Source organism: Pseudomonas antarctica (assembly GCF_001647715.1).
In the GTDB taxonomy this organism is placed as follows: Bacteria; Pseudomonadota; Gammaproteobacteria; order Pseudomonadales; family Pseudomonadaceae; genus Aquipseudomonas; species Aquipseudomonas antarctica_A.
In genome coordinates this window covers 1,835,019-1,855,762 of sequence record NZ_CP015600.1, presented here as the reverse complement: position 1 = coordinate 1,855,762, position 20,744 = coordinate 1,835,019, and the positions used below count along the sequence as shown (strand labels likewise).

General features: G+C 60.7%; 19 protein-coding genes. 11 read left to right on the top strand and 8 right to left on the bottom strand.

The features are described from left to right. The first annotated feature begins 171 nt into the window (after nt 1-171). Nucleotides 172-468, top strand: coding sequence for a PilZ domain-containing protein (locus A7J50_RS08530; protein WP_064454876.1), 297 nt, complete (start codon nt 172-174; stop codon nt 466-468). Between the two features lie 61 nt (nt 469-529). Here A7J50_RS08530 and A7J50_RS08525 read toward each other — a convergent pair whose 3' ends face one another. After that, nucleotides 530-1,219 (bottom strand): VacJ family lipoprotein, encoded by a 690-nt coding sequence (locus A7J50_RS08525; protein WP_064451403.1) that lies wholly within the window; start codon nt 1,217-1,219, stop codon nt 530-532. Nucleotides 1,220-1,415: 196 nt separating this feature from the next. On the opposite strand from A7J50_RS08525, the gene A7J50_RS08520 reads away from it, so the two are divergent. Then, nucleotides 1,416-2,024 carry a hypothetical protein gene (locus tag A7J50_RS08520; RefSeq protein WP_064451402.1) on the top strand — a complete coding sequence of 203 codons (609 nt, stop codon included), beginning with the start codon at nt 1,416-1,418 and terminating at the stop codon, nt 2,022-2,024. Nucleotides 2,025-2,134: 110 nt separating this feature from the next. Beyond that, a complete protein-coding gene (locus A7J50_RS08515) occupies nt 2,135-2,401 on the top strand; it encodes a DUF4404 family protein (RefSeq protein ID WP_064451401.1) in 267 nt (88 codons plus the stop codon). A gap of 135 nt (nt 2,402-2,536) precedes the next feature. On the opposite strand, the gene queF is transcribed toward A7J50_RS08515, so the two are convergent. Next, nucleotides 2,537-3,367, bottom strand: coding sequence for an NADPH-dependent 7-cyano-7-deazaguanine reductase QueF (queF, locus tag A7J50_RS08510; protein WP_064451400.1), 831 nt, complete (start codon nt 3,365-3,367; stop codon nt 2,537-2,539). Between the two features lie 69 nt (nt 3,368-3,436). Beyond that, on the bottom strand, nt 3,437-3,958 hold the full coding sequence (locus tag A7J50_RS08505) for a cupredoxin domain-containing protein (protein WP_064451399.1): 522 nt from the start codon (nt 3,956-3,958) through the stop codon (nt 3,437-3,439). Nucleotides 3,959-4,113: 155 nt separating this feature from the next. Here A7J50_RS08505 and A7J50_RS08500 point away from each other — a divergent pair, with 155 nt between their 5' ends. Next, nucleotides 4,114-4,794, top strand: a complete 681-nt coding sequence (locus A7J50_RS08500; protein WP_064451398.1) for a heavy metal response regulator transcription factor — start codon at nt 4,114-4,116, stop codon at nt 4,792-4,794. Further along, complete coding sequence (locus tag A7J50_RS08495) at nt 4,791-6,146, top strand: heavy metal sensor histidine kinase (protein WP_064454875.1); 1,356 nt, start codon at nt 4,791-4,793, stop codon at nt 6,144-6,146. The genes A7J50_RS08500 and A7J50_RS08495 overlap by 4 nt, the downstream gene beginning before the upstream one ends. A gap of 106 nt (nt 6,147-6,252) precedes the next feature. On the opposite strand, the gene A7J50_RS08490 is transcribed toward A7J50_RS08495, so the two are convergent. From A7J50_RS08490 to A7J50_RS08480, 3 genes are read right to left on the bottom strand one after another with little or no spacing between them, the layout of a single operon-like run. After that, the gene (locus A7J50_RS08490) at nt 6,253-7,497 is read right to left on the bottom strand and encodes a lipoprotein-releasing ABC transporter permease subunit (protein ID WP_064451397.1); all 1,245 of its coding nucleotides are present in this window, start codon (nt 7,495-7,497) and stop codon (nt 6,253-6,255) included. A gap of 60 nt (nt 7,498-7,557) precedes the next feature. Further along, nucleotides 7,558-8,241, bottom strand: coding sequence for a lipoprotein-releasing ABC transporter ATP-binding protein LolD (lolD, locus tag A7J50_RS08485; protein WP_017477213.1), 684 nt, complete (start codon nt 8,239-8,241; stop codon nt 7,558-7,560). Between the two features lie 7 nt (nt 8,242-8,248). Next, complete coding sequence (locus tag A7J50_RS08480) at nt 8,249-9,499, bottom strand: lipoprotein-releasing ABC transporter permease subunit (RefSeq protein WP_064451396.1); 1,251 nt, start codon at nt 9,497-9,499, stop codon at nt 8,249-8,251. A 94-nt stretch (nt 9,500-9,593) separates the two neighbouring features. Here A7J50_RS08480 and A7J50_RS08475 point away from each other — a divergent pair, with 94 nt between their 5' ends. Next, complete coding sequence (locus tag A7J50_RS08475; protein ID WP_064451395.1) at nt 9,594-10,178, top strand: PilZ domain-containing protein; 585 nt, start codon at nt 9,594-9,596, stop codon at nt 10,176-10,178. Nucleotides 10,179-10,222: 44 nt separating this feature from the next. Then, the gene (locus A7J50_RS08470; RefSeq protein ID WP_064451394.1) at nt 10,223-10,945 is read left to right on the top strand and encodes a glycerophosphodiester phosphodiesterase; all 723 of its coding nucleotides are present in this window, start codon (nt 10,223-10,225) and stop codon (nt 10,943-10,945) included. Nucleotides 10,946-10,987: 42 nt separating this feature from the next. On the opposite strand, the gene sthA is transcribed toward A7J50_RS08470, so the two are convergent. Then, complete coding sequence (gene sthA, locus A7J50_RS08465) at nt 10,988-12,382, bottom strand: Si-specific NAD(P)(+) transhydrogenase (protein ID WP_012722857.1); 1,395 nt, start codon at nt 12,380-12,382, stop codon at nt 10,988-10,990. Nucleotides 12,383-12,616: 234 nt separating this feature from the next. Between sthA and A7J50_RS08460 the strand changes: the two genes are divergently transcribed. Together A7J50_RS08460 and A7J50_RS08455 are read left to right on the top strand one after the other, a co-directional pair. Then, nucleotides 12,617-13,159, top strand: a complete 543-nt coding sequence (locus A7J50_RS08460) for a chalcone isomerase family protein (protein WP_064451393.1) — start codon at nt 12,617-12,619, stop codon at nt 13,157-13,159. Between the two features lie 288 nt (nt 13,160-13,447). Next, nucleotides 13,448-14,746 (top strand): MFS transporter, encoded by a 1,299-nt coding sequence (locus A7J50_RS08455; RefSeq protein WP_064451392.1) that lies wholly within the window; start codon nt 13,448-13,450, stop codon nt 14,744-14,746. A 162-nt stretch (nt 14,747-14,908) separates the two neighbouring features. Here A7J50_RS08455 and A7J50_RS08450 read toward each other — a convergent pair whose 3' ends face one another. Further along, complete coding sequence (locus A7J50_RS08450) at nt 14,909-16,372, bottom strand: glyceraldehyde-3-phosphate dehydrogenase (protein ID WP_017137429.1); 1,464 nt, start codon at nt 16,370-16,372, stop codon at nt 14,909-14,911. 340 nt (nt 16,373-16,712) lie between these two features. Between A7J50_RS08450 and mfd the strand changes: the two genes are divergently transcribed. Together mfd and A7J50_RS08440 are read left to right on the top strand one after the other, a co-directional pair. Further along, complete coding sequence (mfd, locus tag A7J50_RS08445) at nt 16,713-20,162, top strand: transcription-repair coupling factor (RefSeq protein WP_064451391.1); 3,450 nt, start codon at nt 16,713-16,715, stop codon at nt 20,160-20,162. Between the two features lie 11 nt (nt 20,163-20,173). Then, nucleotides 20,174-20,743, top strand: a complete 570-nt coding sequence (locus A7J50_RS08440; protein ID WP_064451390.1) for a CsiV family protein — start codon at nt 20,174-20,176, stop codon at nt 20,741-20,743. Nucleotide 20,744 lies beyond the last annotated feature (1 nt).

Sequence of the window (20,744 nt, the reverse complement as noted above, 5' to 3'; positions counted from 1 at the left end):
TTTTGCCCATGCACAAAGGTAAAGCAGAGGTGCCCTTCTAAGGCGCAGACGGTACTCCCATCCGTCAGGGGTTTCAAGCTCATGCCGATGGTCGCCGGGCGTCTTTACACCGCAAATCACCGGGAGTTATAAGAACAGCCACCACCACAACACAAAGTAAGGATGGAAGCTGTGAGCGAACATGAGCGCGACTACGCCGAAAAACGCGATTTCATCCGCATGCGAGTGGATGCCGATGTGTCGTTGATCCACGCCGGGCAGGAGATTGCCGGGGTCTGTGTAGACCTTTCCAGCTCCGGTATGCAGGTTGAGGCACCGCGCCAGTTCGAGGTCGGAGACCCGCTGACGGTGCGTATTGATTCAGAGCACGCCGCCCTCGCGGGCCTGGAGGCGGACACCGAGGTGGTGTGGGCCAGGAATGAAGGCGAGCGCCAGCACCTGGGCCTCAGGATCTTGAAAATGCGCTGAAACCGCGCACAAAAAAGGCGACCACTTGGGTCGCCTTTTTTTCATTTCAAAACGTCACGGCTTAAAAGTCGTCGACGACCTTGCCGTCCTTGACCTTGAACTCACGGTTCTGCAGGTAAGCGTTACGGATGAAGGTGTATTTGTCGCCAGAGATCAGTTTCTCGCTGTCGAGCAGGCTGGCACGGGTATCGACGATGTTCAGGCCGAAGGTGCTGTTGCGCCAGCCGATATCGTTCATGTAACGGTACGGTTGGGTGTAGCTGTCGACGTATTTGGACGGCGCATCACGCAGGGTGCTTGGGCCGAGCAGCGGCAGCATCACGTAAGGACCGCTGCCGACGCCCCAGCGACCCAGGGTCTGGCCGAAGTCTTCGTCGTTGCGTTGCAGCCCCATTTTGGTGCCGACATCAATGAAGCCCAGCACACCAAACGTGGTGTTCATCAGCAAACGAGCGGTGTCGACACCGGCCGCGTGTGGCTTGAGCTGCAACACGTCGTTGGCAAAGTTGCCGACATCGCCGATGTTGCGGAAGAAGTTATGGATGCCCGTCTGCATGAATTGCGGGGTGACAAACTGGTAGCCCTGCGCCAATGGCTTGAGCGCATAGGTATCAACGGTATCGTTGAAGGTGAAGATCGGGCGGTTAACGCTTTCCCATGGATCGTCTTCCGACGCAGCTTGGACGGCGAACGGGGCCAGAAGGACGGTGGCACACACAGATAGCTGAGCGAAGTAGTGGCTCCAGCGCATAGCTTTTGCTCCTTGAATGGTCTGTCATGGGCGCTATGCCCTGAATAAGATCGTCAGTATATGACGGAAGTGTCGATTTAGGCAGCAGCGAGGAAACGACATACGCAAAATGCACAAAATTCCTACAAGTACACCTGAGTGTCATCCGCTTGTCATGTCGCCCCGATAGCGTCACAGCTATTTCAGGGATGTCGAAATGCCTCACGCCGAAATTGCCGTCGCCAGAGCCCCCTCCTTGACTGCCGTGCTGTTTGGCCTGAGTGGCTGCCTGGTGGATTTCGGTTCCCAGGCCCGCACCGACTCGCCCGCCCCCGATTCCCAAGCCACGCCTGGCGCGCTGAAGATATTGCGCAGCCTCAAGGACCAAGGGGTGCCTTGCGCCTGGCTGGATGAGTTGCCCGCCTCAGTGACCACACCGCTGTCGGCCGCATTGCCCGACTGGGTGAAGGCAACGCCACCCTCCTCCATCCGCTGGCCGGCGCCGCATGCCTGCTGGCAAGCCTTGATGGCCTTGAATATCGAACGCCTGGAAGGCTGCGTGCTGGTCAGCGGCGAGCCACGCTTGCTGCAAGCGGGCCTCAACGCCGGGTTGTGGACCATCGGCCTGGCGTCCTGCGGCTCACTGTGCGGCTTGGCACCGGAGCAATGGCAGGCGCTGACCGAGCAGCAACGCGAGCATAAGCGCGGTAAAGCCACGGTGGCGCTGTATGGGTTGGGCGTGCATTCGGTGATCGACCACCTTGGCGAGCTGGGCACGTGCCTGGCGGATATCAGCCTGCGCCAGCTCAAAGGCGAGAAGCCCTGATAGAGATCATGCACTGAAGGCGCCGGTGGATTAATCTACAGGTCAGCCCGTAGACCTTTCCCGGCGTGCCGCGGTCTATGCCAGTGCCTATCGATAAAAGGAAGAACGCCATGCCTGCCCGCGAAGAGTTGAAAAACCAAGTCAAAGTATTGCGCGAGCAATTGGACAGCGACCCGCTGATGTCGGCGGAAAAACGCGACGAACTCGAATCACTGATTACCGAACTTGAAGTTCAAGAGCCTCTGGAAGGCGCCATTCAGGACCCAAGCATCGCCGATGGCGTGAACCTGGCGGTTGAACGCTTCGAACTGGACCACCCGGGCATTGCCGGGACCTTGCGCAATATTGTGACGACCCTGGGCAATATCGGGATATAACCCGAACCCAAGCCAAACGCAGAACCAAAATGTGGGAGGGGGCTTGCTCCCGATAGCGGAGTGTCAGGCACAGTATTTGTGCCTGACCCACTGCAATCGGGAGCAAGCCCCCTCCCACATTTTTTTGTATTAAGGCTACTGACGCGCCAGGCGAACGTTCTGGAACGGCATGTCCTCAGTGCTGCGATACGGGTTGATGTCCAACCCACCGCGCCGCACATACCGTGCATACACCGTCAATTTTTCCGGCTTGAGCAAGCGCTGCAGGTCGAGAAAGATCCGCTCCACGCACTGCTCATGGAAGTCCGAATGCTGGCGAAAGCTCACGATGTATTCCAGCAGGCTGGCGTGATCCAGGGCCGAACCACGGTATTGCACCGCCACACTGCCCCAATCGGGCTGGCTGGTAACCGGGCAGTTGGATTTGAGCAGGTGGCTGTGCACGCTCTCCTCGACAATGCGCGAATCATCGCAGCGCAGCAGTTCCGGGCGCGGGTGTTCGTAGTTGCTGACGCTGATGTCCAGGTCATCAATGCACACACCTGGCAACGCCTGCACACCTTCGGCCTCAACCTCGGCCAAACGGCGGATACGCACGCTCACCGGTTTGCCGGCGGCGGCGCTGAGGTCGGTGCGCAAGGTCGCTTCCAGGCTTGCCGTATCGGCAAACGCGGTCTGGTTCAGCGAGTTGAGGTACAGCTTGAAGGACTTGGACTCGATGATGTTCGGCGAGTCGGCCGGAATGCTGAATTCACCGATGGCCACCACCGGCTTGCCTGACGGCAGCAGCCAGGACAATTCGAAGCAGTTCCAGAAATCCACGCCTTTGTAAGGCAGGGTTTCGGCGCTCAGGCCCAGCTCGGCCCATTTGGCGGCGCGAGGGATCGGGAACAGCAACGACGGGGTGTAGGTGGAGATGTATTCACTGGACTTGCCCAGCGGCGAATGTTCGGCTGCGGGATGCATGGCGGAAACCTGGCTAAATAAACCGCGCCAGTCTACCAGCCTTTGCCCCCGCCCCTAAAAAACACCCGATCAATCGACGTTGAGCTTGCCGACCATGCCCGCCTGATAGTGCCCGGGGATATTACAGGCGAATTCCAGGCCCGTGGCCTTGGTGAAGGTCCAGGTCAGCTCGGCCGTTTTGCCGGGCTCTACCAGCACACTGTTGGGGTCGTCATGCTTCATGCCGCCCATGTCACCGTGGCCCATGGCGCTGTGGTCCATCTTGCCCATGCCGGTGGCGGTGAGCATGCCGCTGGCCTGCATCTGCAACATTTCCTTCTGGTGTTCGGCATGCATCGCCGCGTCGCCCAGGTTGAATTCATGCAGCAACTGGCCTTTGTTGACCAGCACAAAGCGCACGGTCTCACCGGCTTTTACGTCCAGCGACTTGGGCGAAAAGGAAATATCCTGCAGCACCACTTCCACGCTACGCGTGGCTTTGTCAGCCGACGCCGCATGGCCGAAGGCAAATGTGTGGGCCGTGTCAGCCACCGCATCGAAACTCAAGGCCAACAGGCAACCCGCCAGCAATAGGGGTGTACGCAACGCCATCTCGGTTCTCCAAAAGTGTGTGAACAGCTTGGGCAGCACTCTAAGATGGCGCCGCTGCCAGCCAGCTGACTGCTAGATTACAACTTTGTCAGGTTACGCCCCTGCCCTGGCGCCCACGGTATAAAGCCCGTTGCTCCCGCTGCCAAGAGTCGCCCATGAAACTGCTGATCGTCGAAGACCAACCGAAAACCGGCCATTACCTGCGCCAGGGCCTGACCGAGGCGGGCTTTACCACCGAATTGGTGGCTGACGGCAACACCGGGCAACATCTGGCGTTGACCGGCGATTACGACCTGCTGATCCTCGATGTGATGCTGCCGGGCCGCGACGGCTGGCAAATCCTGCAAGCCGTGCGCAGCGCCGGCCTGGACATCCCGGTGCTGTTCCTCACCGCCCGCGATGCCGTGGAAGACCGCGTGCACGGCCTGGAGCTGGGCGCCGACGATTACCTGGTCAAGCCCTTCGCCTTTTCCGAACTGTTGGCCCGGGTGCGCAGCCTGTTGCGCCGTGGCAGCAGCACACCGCAGGAAACCGCGCTGCAACTGGCCGACCTGCGCCTGGACCTGATCCGCCGCCGCGTCGAGCGGGACGGCCAGCGCATCGACCTCACCGCCAAAGAATTCTCCCTGCTGGAACTGCTGCTGCGCCGCCAGGGCGAAGTGCTGCCCAAGTCGCTGATCGCCTCTCAAGTGTGGGACATGAATTTCGACAGCGACACCAACATCATCGAAGTGGCGATCCGCCGATTGCGCCTGAAAGTCGACGACCATTTCCCCAACAAGCTGATCCACACCGTGCGCGGCATGGGCTATGTGCTGGAGGAACGGTGCAATTGATCAAGCGCCTGTCCCTGGCCAGCCGTCTGGCGCTGCTGTTTGCGGCGTGCACGGCGGTGGTCTCGCTGATCGCCGGCGTGTTGTTCAACCAGGCCAGTGAGGCGCACTTTGTCGAACTCGACCAACAGTTGCTGGACGGCAAACTGGTGGCCTTGCGCAGCACGTTGCAGGGTGCGGATACGCCGCAGTTGTTCGCCCAGCGCGAAGCGCAATTGCGTACTGAACTCAACCGGCAACCCGACCTTGCGTTGCGCATCACTGCCGCCGGCCAGCGCTGGTATGACGGTGCACCGGGCGTCGCACTGCCCGCAGCGCCCGGCCTGCACAGCCTGCAAAACGCCGGCACCGACTATCGCGTGTACAACGTGCCGTTACTGCCAAACCAGCCGGGCTCGCCGCAACTGAGCCTGATGCTCGACATCACCCATCACCAGCACTTCCTGCAACGCATGCAGCATCTGATCTGGCTGACGGTCGGCCTCTCGGCCCTGGCCACCGCCCTGCTCGGCGCCTGGGCGGCACGCAGTGGCTTGCGGCCGTTGCGGCGCATGAGTGAAGTGGCTGCCGGAGTATCTGCTCAGTCATTGACCCAACGCCTGCCCCAGCAGCAAATGCCGGTGGAGCTGGCCGAGCTGGCCCAGGCCTTCAACGCGATGCTGGGCCGCCTGGACGACTCGTTCCAGCGCCTCTCGGCCTTCTCTGCCGACATCGCCCACGAACTGCGCACGCCGCTGTCGAACCTGCTGACCCACACCCAGGTCATCCTCACCCAGCCGCGCCCACTGGAGGATTACCGCGAGGCGCTGCACAGCAACCTGGAGGAGCTGCAATGGATGGCGCAGTTGGTGAATGACATGTTGTACCTGGCCAAGGCGGATCACGGGCTGCTCATGCCCAAGCGCGAAGCCTTGGTGCTGGAAGATGAAGTAGAGGCGCTGCTGGAGTTCTTCGCCTTGTTGGCGGAGGACGCCCACGTGAGCCTGGTGCGCGAAGGCACCGCCCATACGGCGGGTGACCGCGGCATGTTGCGCCGGGCCTTGTCGAATTTGCTCGATAACGCACTCAGGTTTACCCCGGCCGGTGGCGAGGTGCGGGTGCGGATGGTTGAAAGCAAACGGGACGTGAGGCTGACGGTGGAGAATACGGGAGAAGGTATTCCGGCGGCGTTGTTACCGCGGTTGTTTGACCGGTTCTACCGGGCCGACCCGGCGCGCCGTGAAGGCAGCAGCGAGCATGCAGGGCTGGGGTTGGCGATTACCCAGTCGATTGTGCGGGCGCATGGGGGGAGGATTTATTGTGAGTCTGGGGCGGGGTGGACCAGGTTTGTGATTGAGTTGCCAACAGCAGATTGATGCAAGCTGTACCGGCCCTATCGCGGGCAAGCCCGGCTCCCACATTTTGATGTGTGAATACATTCAAATGTGGGAGCTGGCTTGCCTGCGATAGCGGTCTCAGACTTTACGAATACCTGAGCGCATGCGCCGGCTCAATCTTCGCCGCCCGATACGCCGGGTACAGTGTCGCCAAAAAGCTCAGCACAAACCCCGCCGAGCAAATCAGCAGCACGTCGCCGCCCTGCAGTTCCGAAGGCAGGTTGCTGACAAAGTACACGTCCGAACTGAAGATATGCTGCCCGCTCACGCGCTCCAGCCACCCCACCAGTTCACTCACGTTCAACGCCGCAATCACACCCAACACGCCGCCGATCAAGGTGCCGACGATGCCGATCACCGTGCCCTGCACCATGAAGATCGCCATGATCTGCCGTGGCGTGGCGCCGATAGTGCGCAAAATCGCAATGTCGGCGCCCTTGTCGTTCACCACCATGATCAAGGTGGCAATGATGTTGAACGCGGCGACGGCGACGATCATCAGCAACAGCAGGCCGATCATGGTCTTTTCCATCTTCATCGCGCTGAACAGGCTGCCCTGGGTGTGGGTCCAGTCATCCGGTTTGTAGGCCGCGCCCAGGCTGGCGGCGATGTCCGCCGAGACCTTGGGCGCTGCGTACAGGTCCTTCACCGCCAGGCGCACGCTTTGCACCTGGTTCGGCTGCCAGTGCTGGATCTCGGCGGCGTCGGCCATGTTGATCAAGGCCATGGAGCCATCCAGCTCGGCGCCGACCTTGAAGATACCGACCACGTTCAAGCGCTGCATACGCGGGGTGATACCGCCCGGCGCGGTGCTGATTTCCGGGACGATCAGGGTCAGTTTATCGCCCACGTTCAGGCGGAAACGCCGTGCGGTGATGTCGCCGATGACCACGCCGAATTCGCCGGCTTTCAGGTCTTCCAGCTTGCCGCGCACAATATGCTGGGCCACGATCGACACCTTGCCTTCCTGGGCCGGGTCGACGCCGCTGATCTCGATCGGCTGCATCGCGCCTTTGTAGGAGAACATGCCGTCCATCTGCGTGAAAGGCACCGCTGCGGTGACTTCCGGATTCTTCAACGCGGCAGCGGCCACGGGCTGCCAATCATCAATCGGGTTTACGCCGACGATGGTGGCGTGGGGCACCATGCCGAGAATCCGCGTGCTCATTTCGCGCTGGAAGCCGTTCATCACCGACAACACCACGATCATCGCCAGCACGCCCAGGGCGAGGCCGATCATCGAGGTCATCGAGATAAACGAAACAAAACGGTTGCGGCGCTTGGCGCGGGTATAGCGCGTGCCGATGAAAATCGATAACGGTCTGAACATTCGCGGGCACCGTTTAAAAAAATGAAAAAGCCCGGCGCCAGGCGCCAGGCTTGAAACGGGTCAGATGGCGACCAGATGACCTTCCTGCAGGTGCAACACACGGTCCATCTGGCGGGCCATGCTCATGTCATGGGTCACCACCAGGAACGCGGTGCGCATCTGGGTGCTCAGTTCCAGCATCAAATCCTTGATGCCCTGGGCGGTGTGGGAGTCGAGGTTGCCGGTCGGCTCGTCGAGCATCACCAGGCCTGGGTTGTTCACCAGGGCGCGGGCAATCGCCACACGCTGGCGCTCACCGCCGGACAGCTCGGCCGGCTTGTGCTCCAGGCGATGGCCGAGGCCGACGCGCTCCAGCAACGCCTTGGCGCGCTGGCGGGCTTCCGGAATCGCGGTCTTGCCGATCAGCAGCGGCATGCACACGTTTTCCAGTGCAGTGAATTCCGGCAGCAAGTGGTGGAACTGGTACACAAACCCCAACGAACGGTTGCGCAGTTGACCGCGCGCCTTCTCGCCAAGGGCCGACAATTCTTCGCCCGCCAGCCACACGCTGCCCTGGGACGGCGTATCCAGGCCGCCCAACAGGTTGAGCAAGGTACTTTTGCCCGAACCGGAACTGCCGACGATCGCCACGCGCTCGCCCGGGTGCAGTTCCAGCTGCAGGTTGGACAACACCACCACCGACTCCGGACCTTCCTCGTAGGATTTGCCCAGGTTGCGGCAGCTCAAAATCGCTTTTTCACTCATGCCCGATTCACTCATAACGTAAGGCCTGTGCTGGCTGGGTACGTGCCGCGCGCCAGGCTGGATACAGGGTGGCAAGGAAACTCAATAGCAACGCGGCGCCGCCCACCATCAACACGTCCTGGGCCTGAACCTGGGACGGCAAGTAGTCGATGAAGTAGACGTCGGCGTTGAGAAACTTGTGGCCGATGACTTTTTCCAGCGCAGCGATGGCGGCGCTGACATTCAACGCGGCCAAAATGCCGACGGCGGTGCCGATCAAGGTGCCGACCACGCCAATCACGGTGCCCTGCACCATGAAGATCGCCATGATCTGCCCCGGCGTGGCGCCAAGGGTACGCAGGATGGCAATGTCGCCCTTCTTGTCGTTCACCACCATCACCAGGGTGGAGATGATGTTGAACGCGGCCACGGCAACGATCAGCAGCAACAACAGGCCGATCATGGCTTTTTCCATGCGGATGGCCTGGTACAGGTTGCCGTGGGTACGGGTCCAGTCGCGGGCGTAGTACTTGGATTCACCCAGGTGCTGGGCGATTTCCCAGGCGCCGCGCGGTGCGTCGAACAGGTCGTTGAACTTGAGGCGCAGGCCCTGCACCTGGTCCGGCTGCCAGCGATGCAGGCGCGCCAGGTCGGTGAGGTTGGTCAGGCCGAGGTAGCCGTCGATCTCGCCGGCGCCCACGTGGAACGTGCCGACCACGGTAAAGCGCTTCATGCGCGGGAACATGCCGGCCGGGGTCACGGTGACTTCCGGCGCGACGAAGGTCAGCTTGTCGCCGATGCCCACGCCGAGCTTGGCCGCGGCCTTGTCGCCGATCACGATGCCGAAACTGCCGGGCGCCAGGTCGTCGAGTTTGCCCTGCAACATGAACTTGTCGATGATCGACACGTTACGTTCCTGGGCCGGATCGATGCCATTGAGCAGGATTTTCTGCACCTTGCCATCGTTGGTCAGCAACCCCTGCATCTGGGTAAACGGCGCAACGGCCACCACCTTGGGGTTCTGCTTGACCTTGTCGGCCAGGCTTGGCCAGTCACTGATGGGCTCATCGGACTCGATGGTCGCGTGGGGCACCATGCCCAGCACACGGGTGCGCATCTCATGATCGAAGCCGTTCATCACCGACAGCACCACGATCATCACGACCACGCCCAAGGCGAGCCCGATCATCGAGGTAAGGGAAATGAACGACACAAAATGATTGCGGCGCTTTGCACGGGTATAACGCGTGCCGATAAATACGAAGAGAGGTCTGAACATGTCGGGGCTTGTTCGGAGGAAAAGAAGACGTCCCGGTGGCGGGGTCAGGTAAGCAGCTTTACACTCAGACCATTACCGCTACTTTGGGTTCGCCATGTCGACATTAGATGAAGAAGAACGCCGCGAATACTACCGTATCGACGACATGATCGCACTTCAAATCAGCACACTGTCTGCCCCGGAAGCGGCGAGCAAGGAAGTGTTGCTGGATGATTCCCCGCTGTTCAATCTGCTCAGTGAACTGCACCTCAGCGAATTCGAAGCCCAGCACCTGCTGCGCCAGATCAGCGAGAAAGATCGCAGCCTGGCAGCCTTCCTCAAAGTCCAGAACAAACGCGTGGACCTGCTCAGCCAGATCATGGCCCGCGGCCTGCTGGATGAGGTGGGCGCGCCGCAGCCGGTGATCATTTCCGAGGGCGGCATTGACTTCATGCACCCCACGCCCCTCGCGCCCGGCGCTCACCTGGCCGTCAAGCTGGTGCTGATGCCTCAGGCGCTCGGCTTGCTGCTGCGCGCCCGCGTCACCCATTGTGACCCCAAGGGTGACGCATTTGAGGTGGGCACTGAGTTCGAATCCATGACCGATGCCCAACGCCAGTTGCTGGCACGCTATATCTTGCAAAAACAAGCCCAGGAACGACGCCTGGCACGGGAACAGAGCGACGCCCAAGACACCTGAATTCGTATTCACCCCGCCAGACAACCTGGCGCAAAGGAGCAACTGTGACCCTGATTTACGGCCACCGCGGTGCCAAAGGCGAAGCACCGGAAAACACCCTGACCAGCTTCCAGGAGTGCCTCAAGCACGGTGTACGCCGCTGCGAACTGGATTTGCACCTGTCCATGGACGGCGAGCTGATGGTCATCCACGACCCCACCCTCAAGCGCACGGCCGACCGGCGCGGCAAAGTCGTCGAGTATTCGGCGGCCGATCTTGTGAAGATGGACGCGCGCAAAGGCGGCCCAGGCTGGGTCAGCCCGTGCCCGATCCCGCGCCTGGAAGAACTGTTCGAGAAATGCGACTTCGATCACTGGCAACTGGAAGTCAAAAGCGCCTCACGCACCCGCGCCGCGACCACGGTGTTGGCGATTCGTGAGATGGCCGTACGTTTCGGCCTGATGGACAAGGTCACGGTGACCTCAAGCTCGCGGGAAGTGCTCAAAGCCGCCGTCGAACTCACCCCGGACCTGTCACGCGGACTGGTCGCCGAATACGCCTGGCTCGACCCGTTGAAGGTCGCGCAAAACTACGGCTGTGAATTTCTGGCGTTGAACTGGACGTTGTGCACCCCCGAGCGTCTGGAAAAAGCCCAGCGCCAGGGTTTGCATGTGTCCGTGTGGACAGTCAACGAACCTGCGCTGATGCGCAGGCTCGCCGACTTCGGCGTAGATAGCCTGATTACAGACTTTCCCGGTTTGGCCACTGCCACCCTCGAGAATTACTGAAATCGGTCTCCCCGGCCGGCTCAGGCCACCGGCCGGAGCCGCTCAAAAAAGCCGGTTGAGGCCGTCGTAGGCCGCTACCCGATAGGCTTCGGCCATGGTCGGGTAGTTGAACGTGGTGTTCACAAAATACTTGAGGGTATTTTGCTCACCCGGCTGACTCATGATCGCTTGGCCGATGTGCACGATTTCCGAGGCCTGGTAGCCAAAGCAATGCACGCCGAGGACTTCCAGGGTTTCGCGGTGGAACAGGATCTTCAGCATGCCTTGCGGCTCGCCGGCGATCTGCGCACGCGCCATGCTCTTGAAGAACGCCTTGCCGACTTCGTAAGGCACCTTGGCCTTGGTCAGTTCGTGTTCGTTTTTACCGATCGAGCTGATCTCGGGAATCGTGTAGATCCCGGTCGGCACGTCATTCACATAACGCCAGCTGCCGTTGTCGACAATGCTGCCGGCCGCCGAACGACCCTGGTCATGCGCGGCACTTGCCAGGCTTGGCCAGCCGATCACGTCACCGGCGCCGTAGATGTTGGTCACGCAGGTGCGGTAGTTCTCGTCCACTTCGATCTGGCCACGGCTGTTGACCTTGACCCCGATGTTTTCCATGCCCAGCTTGTCGGTGTTGCCGGTACGGCCGTTGCACCACAGCAAGGCGTCGGCCTTGATCTTCTTGCCGGACTTGAGGTGCAGGATCACGCCGTTGTCCAGGCCTTCGACCCGCTCGTACTCTTCGTTGTGGCGCACGGTGATGTTGTTGTTGCTGAAGTGGTAGCTCAACGCCTGGGAAATTTCCGAGTCGAGGAAGCTCAGCAACTGATCACGGTTATCCACCAGCTCCACCAGCACACCCAGGCCGCTGAAGATCGAGGCGTATTCACAGCCAATCACGCCGGCGCCATAGATGATCAGTTTGCGCGGGGTGTGGCCCAGGCTCAGGATGGTGTCGCTATCGTAGATACGCGGGTGGTGGAAATCGATATCGGCCGGGCGATACGGGCGCGAACCGGTGGCGATGATGATGTGCTTGGCCACCAGCTTCTCGACCACGCCGTTGGCGCAGACCACTTCGACGGTCTGCTCGTCGGCGAAACTGCCGGTGCCGAAGAACAGGTCGACACGGTTGCGGGCGTAGTAACCGGTGCGCGACGCCACTTGTTTGGAGATGACTTTCTCGGCGCTTTTCAACACGTCCGGGAAGGAGAACCAGCGCGGCTCACCAATGGCCCGGAACATCGGGTTGGTGTTGAACTGCATGATCTGGCGCACCGAGTGACGCAAGGCCTTGGACGGGATGGTACCCAGGTGGGTGCAGTTACCGCCGACCTGGCGACGGCTATCGACCATCGCCACCTTGCGCCCAGCTTTGGCGGCGTTCATCGCCGCACCTTCTCCAGCCGGGCCGGAACCCAGTACCACCACGTCGTAGTTGTAGACAGCCATGCGTACTCCTCAGAACAGGCCAGGCGCACGGTTGGACGCCTGGCTAAATCATGCCGCGGCCAGCGGGCATGAAGGACAATTTGGCTCAAGTGTGTGAGCCGGGGCACAGTTTATATAAGCCTCAACGCCGCGAACATTAACCCTTGGTCGCGTCGTAGGCCAGTCTTGCCTTTACTACAGAACACGGAATTTGGAATTAGACTACTGACACTCACCTTTGCAGGACGAACCATTATGCGGCATGTCGTTTTCTGTTTAATGATGATTTTTTCGCTTGCGGTGCAGGCCAGTGAGGCTGATCGGCTCAGGCAGGCCGCTTTCCCCGCGCAATCTCATGAACTGGTGCTGAAAAACCAGGCCGTGCTGGTCTATCTGTGGGCCGATGTGTACGCCGCAGCGCTCTACACCCCGGCTGACCTGCGCGCAAAACAGGCCTGGGACCAGCAAAAGGACCTGCGCCTGGTGCTGTTCTACTTTCGCGACATCGATCGTAATGATGTGATCAAGGCCGCCAACACGGCGCTGGAACGCCAGCAAAGCAGCGCCACCCTGGCCCGCTTGAAGCCTGAACTGGACCAACTGCATGCCAGCTTTCGAAACATCCGCAGCGGTGATCGTTATGCCCTCGACTTTCGTCCTGGCCGTGGGTTGAACCTGGAGATCAACGAGCAGGTGGTGTTCAGCAGTCGCGATGATGAGTTGGCAAAAGCCTACCTTGGCATCTGGCTGGCGCAGAAAGGCCTGTCGGACAGCCTGCGCAAAAGCCTCCTCAACTGAACGCAACCCTCGAAAACAACGCAAAACCAATGTGGGAGCTGGCTTGCCTGCGATGGCGGTGGGTCGGCAACTCATTTGCTACCTGACACACCGCTATCGCAGGCAAGCCAGCTCCCACAGGGGTTTCCCACATTGACCTCTATTCGCCCTCGGCTCTTGCGGCAATTAGTCAGCTTGCTATCAGTTTTTATTGCCTGTAGTGGCCAATACACATATGGTTACAAAACTGCAGCAAGGACGAATGATGACCAAGGATCACTAATAAGACAGCCAAAATGAGTGCATGACATGTCCACTACAACGGGCAAAGGCAAAGCGATTTTTCGCGTTGTCAGCGGCAACTTCCTAGAGATGTTCGACTTCATGGTCTATGGCTTCTATGCCACGGCCATCGCCAAAACCTTCTTCCCCAGCGACAGCGCCTTTGCCTCGCTGATGCTGTCCCTGGCGACCTTCGGCGCCGGGTTCCTGATGCGGCCCCTGGGCGCAATCTTCCTCGGTGCCTACATCGACCGCCACGGCCGCAAGAAAGGCCTGGTCATCACCTTGGCCTTGATGGCCGCCGGCACCGTCCTCATCGCCTGCGTACCCGGCTATGCCACCTTGGGTGTGGCCGCGCCGCTGATCGTGCTGTTCGGTCGACTGCTCCAGGGTTTCTCGGCAGGCGTCGAGTTGGGCGGCGTGTCGGTGTACCTGGCGGAAATCGCCACACCGGGCCGCAAGGGCTTCTTCGTCAGTTGGCAGTCCGCCAGCCAGCAAGCCGCCGTGGTGTTCGCCGGTTTGCTCGGCGTGGGCCTGAACCACTGGCTAAGCCCCGAAGAAATGGGTGACTGGGGCTGGCGCGTGCCGTTCCTGATCGGCTGCCTGATCGTGCCGGTGATTTTCGTGATTCGTCGCTCGCTGGAAGAAACGCCTGAGTTCCAGGCGCGCAAACACCGCCCTACCCTGCAGGAAATCGTCCGCTCTATCGGTCAGAACTTTGGCATCGTCATCGCCGGTATGGCCCTGGTAGTGATGACCACTGTGTCGTTCTATCTGATCACCGCCTACACCCCGACCTTCGGCAAGGCCGAATTGCACCTCTCGGATTTCGATGCGTTGCTGGTGACGGTGTGCGTGGGCATTTCCAACTTCATCTGGCTGCCGGTGATGGGCGCGGTGTCGGACAAGATCGGGCGCAAGCCGCTGCTACTGGGTGCGACGATTCTGGCGATCCTCACGGCTTACCCGGCGCTGTCCTGGCTGGTGGTCAACCCGAGCTTTAACCACCTGCTGATTGTGTTGTTGTGGTTGTCGTTCCTGTACGGCTCGTACAACGGTGCGATGGTCGTGGCGCTGACCGAGATCATGCCGGTGGAAGTTCGCACAACCGGCTTCTCCCTGGCCTACAGCTTGGCAACCGCAACGTTCGGTGGCTTCACGCCGGCGGCCTGCACCTATCTGATCCATGTGCTGGACAACAAGGCGGCACCGGGGATCTGGCTCAGTGGGGCAGCGGTGTTGGGGTTGATTGCCACACTGATCCTGTTCAAGGGCAATCGGCATGAACTGCGCACGGCGCAGGCTTCCGTAGTCGGCGGCGCTTGATACACCGCTATCGCAGGCAAGCCAGCTCCCACATTTGACTGTATTCACAGATCGATATGTGGGAGCTGGCTTGCCTGCGATGAGGCCAGTGCACACACCCCAAAAACAGCAGGCACAAAAAAGCCCCGAACCAGTCGGGGCTTTTTCATTCACCGCAGAAGCTTAGCGCGGGAACGCAGGCGGGTTAACCCCGGCCATGTCTTCCATCACACGAACCACCTGGCAGCTGTAGCCGAACTCGTTGTCGTACCAGACGTACAGTACAACGCGGTTGTCCTGGGTGATGGTCGCCTCAGCGTCCACCACACCGGCGTGGCGCGAGCCAACGAAGTCGGTGGAGACCACTTCCTGCGAATTAACGAAGTCGATCTGCTTATGCAGGTCGGAGTGCAGCGCCATGTAGCGCAGGTACTCGTTCATCTCTTCACGGGTGGCGGCTTTCTCAAGGTTCAGGTTGAGAATGGCCATCGACACGTTTGGCGTCGGAACGCGGATCGCGTTACCGGTCAGCTTGCCGGCCAGCTCAGGCAGGGCCTTGGCAGCAGCGGTGGCAGCACCGGTCTCGGTGATAACCATGTTCAGCGCGGCGCTACGGCCACGGCGATCGCCTTTGTGGAAGTTGTCGATCAGGTTCTGGTCGTTGGTGTACGAGTGAACCGTTTCAACGTGACCGTTAACGATACCGAACTTGTCATTCACAGCCTTCAACACCGGCACGATGGCGTTGGTGGTGCAGGAAGCAGCGGACACGATCTTGTCGTCGGCGGTGATTTCACCGTGGTTGATGCCGTGAACGATGTTCTTCAGCTTGCCTTTGCCAGGCGCAGTCAGCACAACGCGATCGATACCCGGGCAAGCCAGGTGCTGGCCCAGGCCTTCGGCGTCACGCCATACGCCGGTGTTGTCCACCAGCAGGGCGTCCTTGATACCGTACTGGGTGTAATCCACCTCAGCCGGGTTCTTCGCGTAGATCACCTGGATCAGGTTACCGTTGGCGGTGATGGTGTTGTTTTCTTCGTCGATGACGATGGTGCCGTTGAACGGACCGTGTACCGAGTCGCGACGCAGCAGGCTGGCGCGCTTGGTCAGGTCGTTCTCGGCGCCTTTACGTACCACGATGGCACGCAGACGCAGGCCGTCGCCGCCACCGGTTTTTTCGATCAGGATGCGCGCCAGCAGACGGCCGATACGACCGAAACCGTACAGCACGACATCAGTGCCTTTGCGGGCAGCAGCGTTTTGCTGGCCAACCACATCGGCCATTTCTTCACGCACGAACTGCTCGGCGCTGCGGCCAGCACCTTCTTTGCGGAATTTGTAAGCCAGCTTGCCCAGGTCTACCGAGGCCGCGCCGAGCTTGAGCTCGCTCATGGCTTTAAGCAGAGGGAATGTTTCGTGGACGGAGAGTTCGCTGTCGTCGGCAGAACGATGGCGAGCAAAGCGATGCGCTTTGAGAATCGCGATGACTGACTGGTTGATCAGGCTGCGGCCATAGATCGAGCTCACCACATTGTTATTGCGGTACAGCTGACCGATAAGCGGAATCATCGCTTCAGCGAGCGCTTCACGGTCGATCCATTCACCAAGACACTGGTCGGGCTTCTGAGTCACGGGAACCTTCCACATGTAGGGGCAGAAAAAAGGGGCTACATTATGCCGCCCGACCGGCCTCGGAGCAATGCGCATCAGGCAACAAAAAGTGCTTGCGAAAAAATCACACCCCGCTGCAGCCCAGTAAATACGCGGGTTCCAGAAGGCCGCTCGTTGAGCGCCAACCCCGACTTGTCCGTAACCCTCCGAAACATCTGCACAAAATGGCACTACATATTGAGTCAAAACACGCCATTGTTTGTCTTAGCCACTACATTTCCTACAAACCGTAATAGGCTCAGTCAGCAACTGACAGGCGGCACCTCAGGCCGTTACAATTACCGACTTTGTCGCAACGCTTGGAGCTCAACCTTCCGTGCCCGTTCTGCGTCTACCGCTTCTCCCTGCCGCGGCAGGTAAACAGCACTGGGGCAACCTGCCCGGTGCCGCCCTGAGCCTGGCCATTGCCGAGGCTGCCAGCGCAGCCAAGCGCTTTACCCTGCTGCTCACCGCCGACAGCCAAAGCGCCGAGCGGCTGGAGCAGGAGCTGAGCTTCTTCGCCCCCGATTTGCCGGTGCTGCATTTTCCCGACTGGGAAACCCTGCCCTACGATCTGTTCTCGCCGCACCAGGACATCATCTCCCAGCGCATCGCCAGCCTTTACCGCTTGCCGGAACTGGCCCACGGCGTGCTGGTGGTGCCGATCACCACGGCCCTGCATCGCCTGGCACCGACCAAGTTCCTGCTGGGCAGCAGCCTGGTGCTGGATGTCGGCCAGAAGCTCGACGTGGAACAGATGCGCACGCGCCTCGAGGCCAGCGGCTACCGCTGCGTCGACACGGTGTACGAACACGGCGAGTTTGCCGTGCGCGGGGCGTTGATCGACCTGTTCCCGATGGGCAGCAAATTGCCGTACCGCATCGACCTGTTCGATGACGAAATCGAAACGCTGCGCACCTTCGACCCGGACAACCAACGCTCCATTGATAAAGTGGACTCGATCAAGCTGCTGCCGGCGCGGGAATTCCCGCTGCAAAAAGACGCGGTCACGCGCTTCAAGGCACGCTTTCGTGAACGCTTCGACGTGGACTTCCGCCGCTGCCCGATCTTCCAGGACTTGAGCAGCGGGATTACACCGGCCGGTATCGAGTACTACCTGCCGCTGTTCTTTGACGAAACCTCCACCCTGTTCGATTACCTGCCCCAGGACACCCAAGTGTTCTCGCTGCCGGGCATCGAGCAGGCAGCGGAAAACTTCTGGAACGACGTGCGCAGTCGCTATGAAGAGCGCCGCGTCGATCCGTCGCGTCCTTTATTGCCGCCCGCCGAGCTGTTCCTGCCGGTGGAAGACTGCTTCGCCCGCCTGAAAAACTGGCCGCGCGTGGTTGCCAGCCAACAGGACGTGGACGCCGGCAGCGGCCGCGAGCGCTTCCCGGCGGGCACACTGCCGGATCTGGCGATCCAGGCCAAAGCCACGCAACCGCTGGAGGCGCTGTCCAACTTCCTCGGTGATTTCCCCGGCCGCGTGCTGTTTACCGCCGAATCCGCCGGCCGTCGCGAAGTGCTGCTGGAATTGCTCGAACGCCTGAAGCTGCGCCCGAAAACCGTCGACAGCTGGCCGGATTTCGTCGCGAGCAAAGAGCGCCTGGCGATCACCATCGCGCCGCTGGATGAAGGTTTGTTGCTGGACGACCCGGCCCTGGCGCTGATCGCCGAAAGCCCGCTGTTCGGCCAACGCGTGATGCAGCGCCGTCGCCGTGAAAAACGCGCGGACGCCAACAACGACGCGGTCATCAAAAACCTGACCGAGCTGCGCGAAGGCGCGCCGGTGGTGCATATCGACCACGGCGTGGGCCGCTACCTGGGCCTGCAGACCCTGGAGATCGACAACCAGGCCGCCGAATTCCTCACCATGGAATACGCCGAAGGCGCCAAGCTCTATGTGCCGGTAGCCAGCCTGCACTTGATCGCCCGCTACACCGGCAGCGACGATGCCCTGGCGCCGTTGCACCGCCTGGGCTCCGAGACCTGGCAGAAAGCCAAGCGCAAAGCCGCCGAACAAGTGCGCGATGTGGCTGCCGAATTGCTCGACATCTATGCACGCCGTGCGGCGCGCGAAGGTTACGCCTTCGCCGACCCGAAGGCCGACTACGCCACCTTCAGCGCCGGCTTCGCCTTCGAAGAAACCCCGGACCAGCAAACCACCATCGAAGCGGTGCGCGCCGACATGCTCGCGCCCAAGCCGATGGACCGTCTGGTGTGTGGCGACGTGGGCTTCGGCAAGACCGAAGTGGCCATGCGCGCCGCCTTTATTGCGGTGCACGGCGGCAAGCAGGTGGCGATTCTGGTGCCGACCACCCTGCTCGCCCAGCAGCACTACAACAGCTTCCGCGACCGCTTTGCCGATTGGCCGGTGAGCGTCGAAGTGATGAGCCGCTTCAAGTCCGCCAAGGAAGTGAATGCCGCCGTCGCCGATTTAGCTGAAGGCAAGATCGACATCGTGATCGGCACGCACAAGCTGCTGTCTGACGACGTGAAGATCAAAAACCTGGGCCTGGTGATCATCGACGAAGAGCACCGCTTTGGTGTGCGTCAGAAAGAACAACTGAAGAACCTGCGCAGCGAAGTCGACATCCTCACCCTCACCGCCACGCCGATTCCGCGCACGCTGAATATGGCCGTGTCGGGCATGCGCGACCTGTCGATCATTGCCACGCCGCCCGCCCGTCGCTTGTCGGTGCGCACGTTCGTGATGGAGCAGAACAAAAGCACGGTCAAGGAAGCGCTGCTGCGGGAATTGCTGCGCGGCGGGCAGGTGTACTACCTGCACAACGACGTGAAGACCATCGAGAAGTGCGCCGCCGACCTCGCCGAGCTGGTGCCGGAAGCACGCATCGCCATCGGCCACGGGCAGATGCGCGAACGCGACCTCGAACAGGTGATGAGCGATTTCTACCACAAGCGCTTCAACGTGCTGATCGCCTCGACCATCATCGAGACCGGCATCGACGTGCCGAGCGCCAACACCATCATCATCGAGCGTGCCGACAAGTTCGGCCTGGCGCAGCTGCATCAACTGCGTGGCCGCGTCGGGCGTAGCCACCACCAAGCGTATGCCTATTTGCTGACGCCACCGCGCCAGCAAATTACCGGCGATGCCGAAAAGCGTTTGGAAGCCATCGCCAACACCCAGGACCTCGGTGCCGGGTTTGTACTGGCCACCAACGACCTGGAAATCCGTGGCGCAGGCGAACTGTTGGGCGACGGCCAGAGCGGGCAGATCCAGGCCGTGGGCTTCACCCTTTATATGGAGATGCTCGAGCGCGCGGTGAAAGCCATCCGTAAAGGCGAGCAACCGAACCTCGATCAACCCTTGGGCGGCGGCCCGGAAATCAACCTGCGCTTGCCCGCGTTGATTCCGGAAGACTACCTCCCGGACGTACACGCGCGGCTGATCCTGTACAAGCGCATCGCTTCGGCCACCGACGAAGACGGTCTCAAGGACCTGCAAGTAGAGATGATCGACCGCTTCGGCCTGTTGCCCGAGCCGACCAAGAACCTGGTGCGCCTGACCCTGCTCAAATTGCAGGCCGAGCAGCTTGGCATCAAGAAGGTCGATGCCGGGCCGCAAGGCGGGCGTATCGAGTTCGAAGCGCAAACGCCGGTGGACCCGCTGGTGTTGATCAAGCTGATTCAGGGCCAGCCCAACCGCTACAAGTTCGAAGGGGCTACGCTGTTCAAGTTCATGGTGCCGATGGAACGCGCCGAAGAACGCTTTAATACATTAGAGGCGCTGTTTGAGCGCCTCATCCCGAAATCTGCTTGAAGGACGCCCCAATGCGCCTGTTCCGCATTTTGAGCTTGTTATTGGTGGTCGTTGCCCCTTCGGCGTTTGCCGACAGCCCGTACCTGGTGGAAATGATCCTGGTCCGCCAGAACGCCGAGCCGGTTATCAGTAGCCGCGCGGCGCCGGAAAACTGGGACGCCGGGGCTTCACGGTTGCCTGCGGACAAAATCAGCCCGCCGCGGTTGGGCAACATCGTCGACAAACTCAGCGCCGACAACAGTTACACCGTGCTGCTGCACCGGGCCTGGGACCAGAACCTGGGCGAACAACCGGTGAAACTGGCCATCAGCGATGGCCAGGAACAGTTCGGCCAATTTCCCATCGAAGGTACCCTGAACCTGCAACTGGGGCGCTTTACCGACATCGACGCCGACTTCTGGATCAACCAGTTCGACGCCAACGGTAGCGTCATTGCCAGCGAACACCTGAGCCAGCAAGACGTGCGCACCAAAAACAATCAGCTCAACTACCTGGACGGCGGCCACCTCGCCCTGCTGATCAAGATCACTTCGCTGACCGCCAAACCACCCAGCGCGCCACCGCCCGACATCCAGGACTGAT

Coding starts and splice junctions, on each gene's coding strand:
- A7J50_RS08525 (WP_064451403.1), bottom strand. CDS start 1,219: ATGCGCTGGAGCCACTACTTCGCTCAGCTATCTGTGTGTGCCACCGTC.
- A7J50_RS08520 (WP_064451402.1), top strand. CDS start 1,416: ATGCCTCACGCCGAAATTGCCGTCGCCAGAGCCCCCTCCTTGACTGCC.
- A7J50_RS08515 (WP_064451401.1), top strand. CDS start 2,135: ATGCCTGCCCGCGAAGAGTTGAAAAACCAAGTCAAAGTATTGCGCGAG.
- queF (WP_064451400.1), bottom strand. CDS start 3,367: ATGCATCCCGCAGCCGAACATTCGCCGCTGGGCAAGTCCAGTGAATAC.
- A7J50_RS08505 (WP_064451399.1), bottom strand. CDS start 3,958: ATGGCGTTGCGTACACCCCTATTGCTGGCGGGTTGCCTGTTGGCCTTG.
- A7J50_RS08500 (WP_064451398.1), top strand. CDS start 4,114: ATGAAACTGCTGATCGTCGAAGACCAACCGAAAACCGGCCATTACCTG.
- A7J50_RS08490 (WP_064451397.1), bottom strand. CDS start 7,497: ATGTTCAGACCGTTATCGATTTTCATCGGCACGCGCTATACCCGCGCC.
- lolD (WP_017477213.1), bottom strand. CDS start 8,241: ATGAGTGAAAAAGCGATTTTGAGCTGCCGCAACCTGGGCAAATCCTAC.
- A7J50_RS08480 (WP_064451396.1), bottom strand. CDS start 9,499: ATGTTCAGACCTCTCTTCGTATTTATCGGCACGCGTTATACCCGTGCA.
- A7J50_RS08475 (WP_064451395.1), top strand. CDS start 9,594: ATGTCGACATTAGATGAAGAAGAACGCCGCGAATACTACCGTATCGAC.
- sthA (WP_012722857.1), bottom strand. CDS start 12,382: ATGGCTGTCTACAACTACGACGTGGTGGTACTGGGTTCCGGCCCGGCT.
- A7J50_RS08460 (WP_064451393.1), top strand. CDS start 12,617: ATGCGGCATGTCGTTTTCTGTTTAATGATGATTTTTTCGCTTGCGGTG.
- A7J50_RS08455 (WP_064451392.1), top strand. CDS start 13,448: ATGTCCACTACAACGGGCAAAGGCAAAGCGATTTTTCGCGTTGTCAGC.
- A7J50_RS08450 (WP_017137429.1), bottom strand. CDS start 16,372: ATGTGGAAGGTTCCCGTGACTCAGAAGCCCGACCAGTGTCTTGGTGAA.
- A7J50_RS08440 (WP_064451390.1), top strand. CDS start 20,174: ATGCGCCTGTTCCGCATTTTGAGCTTGTTATTGGTGGTCGTTGCCCCT.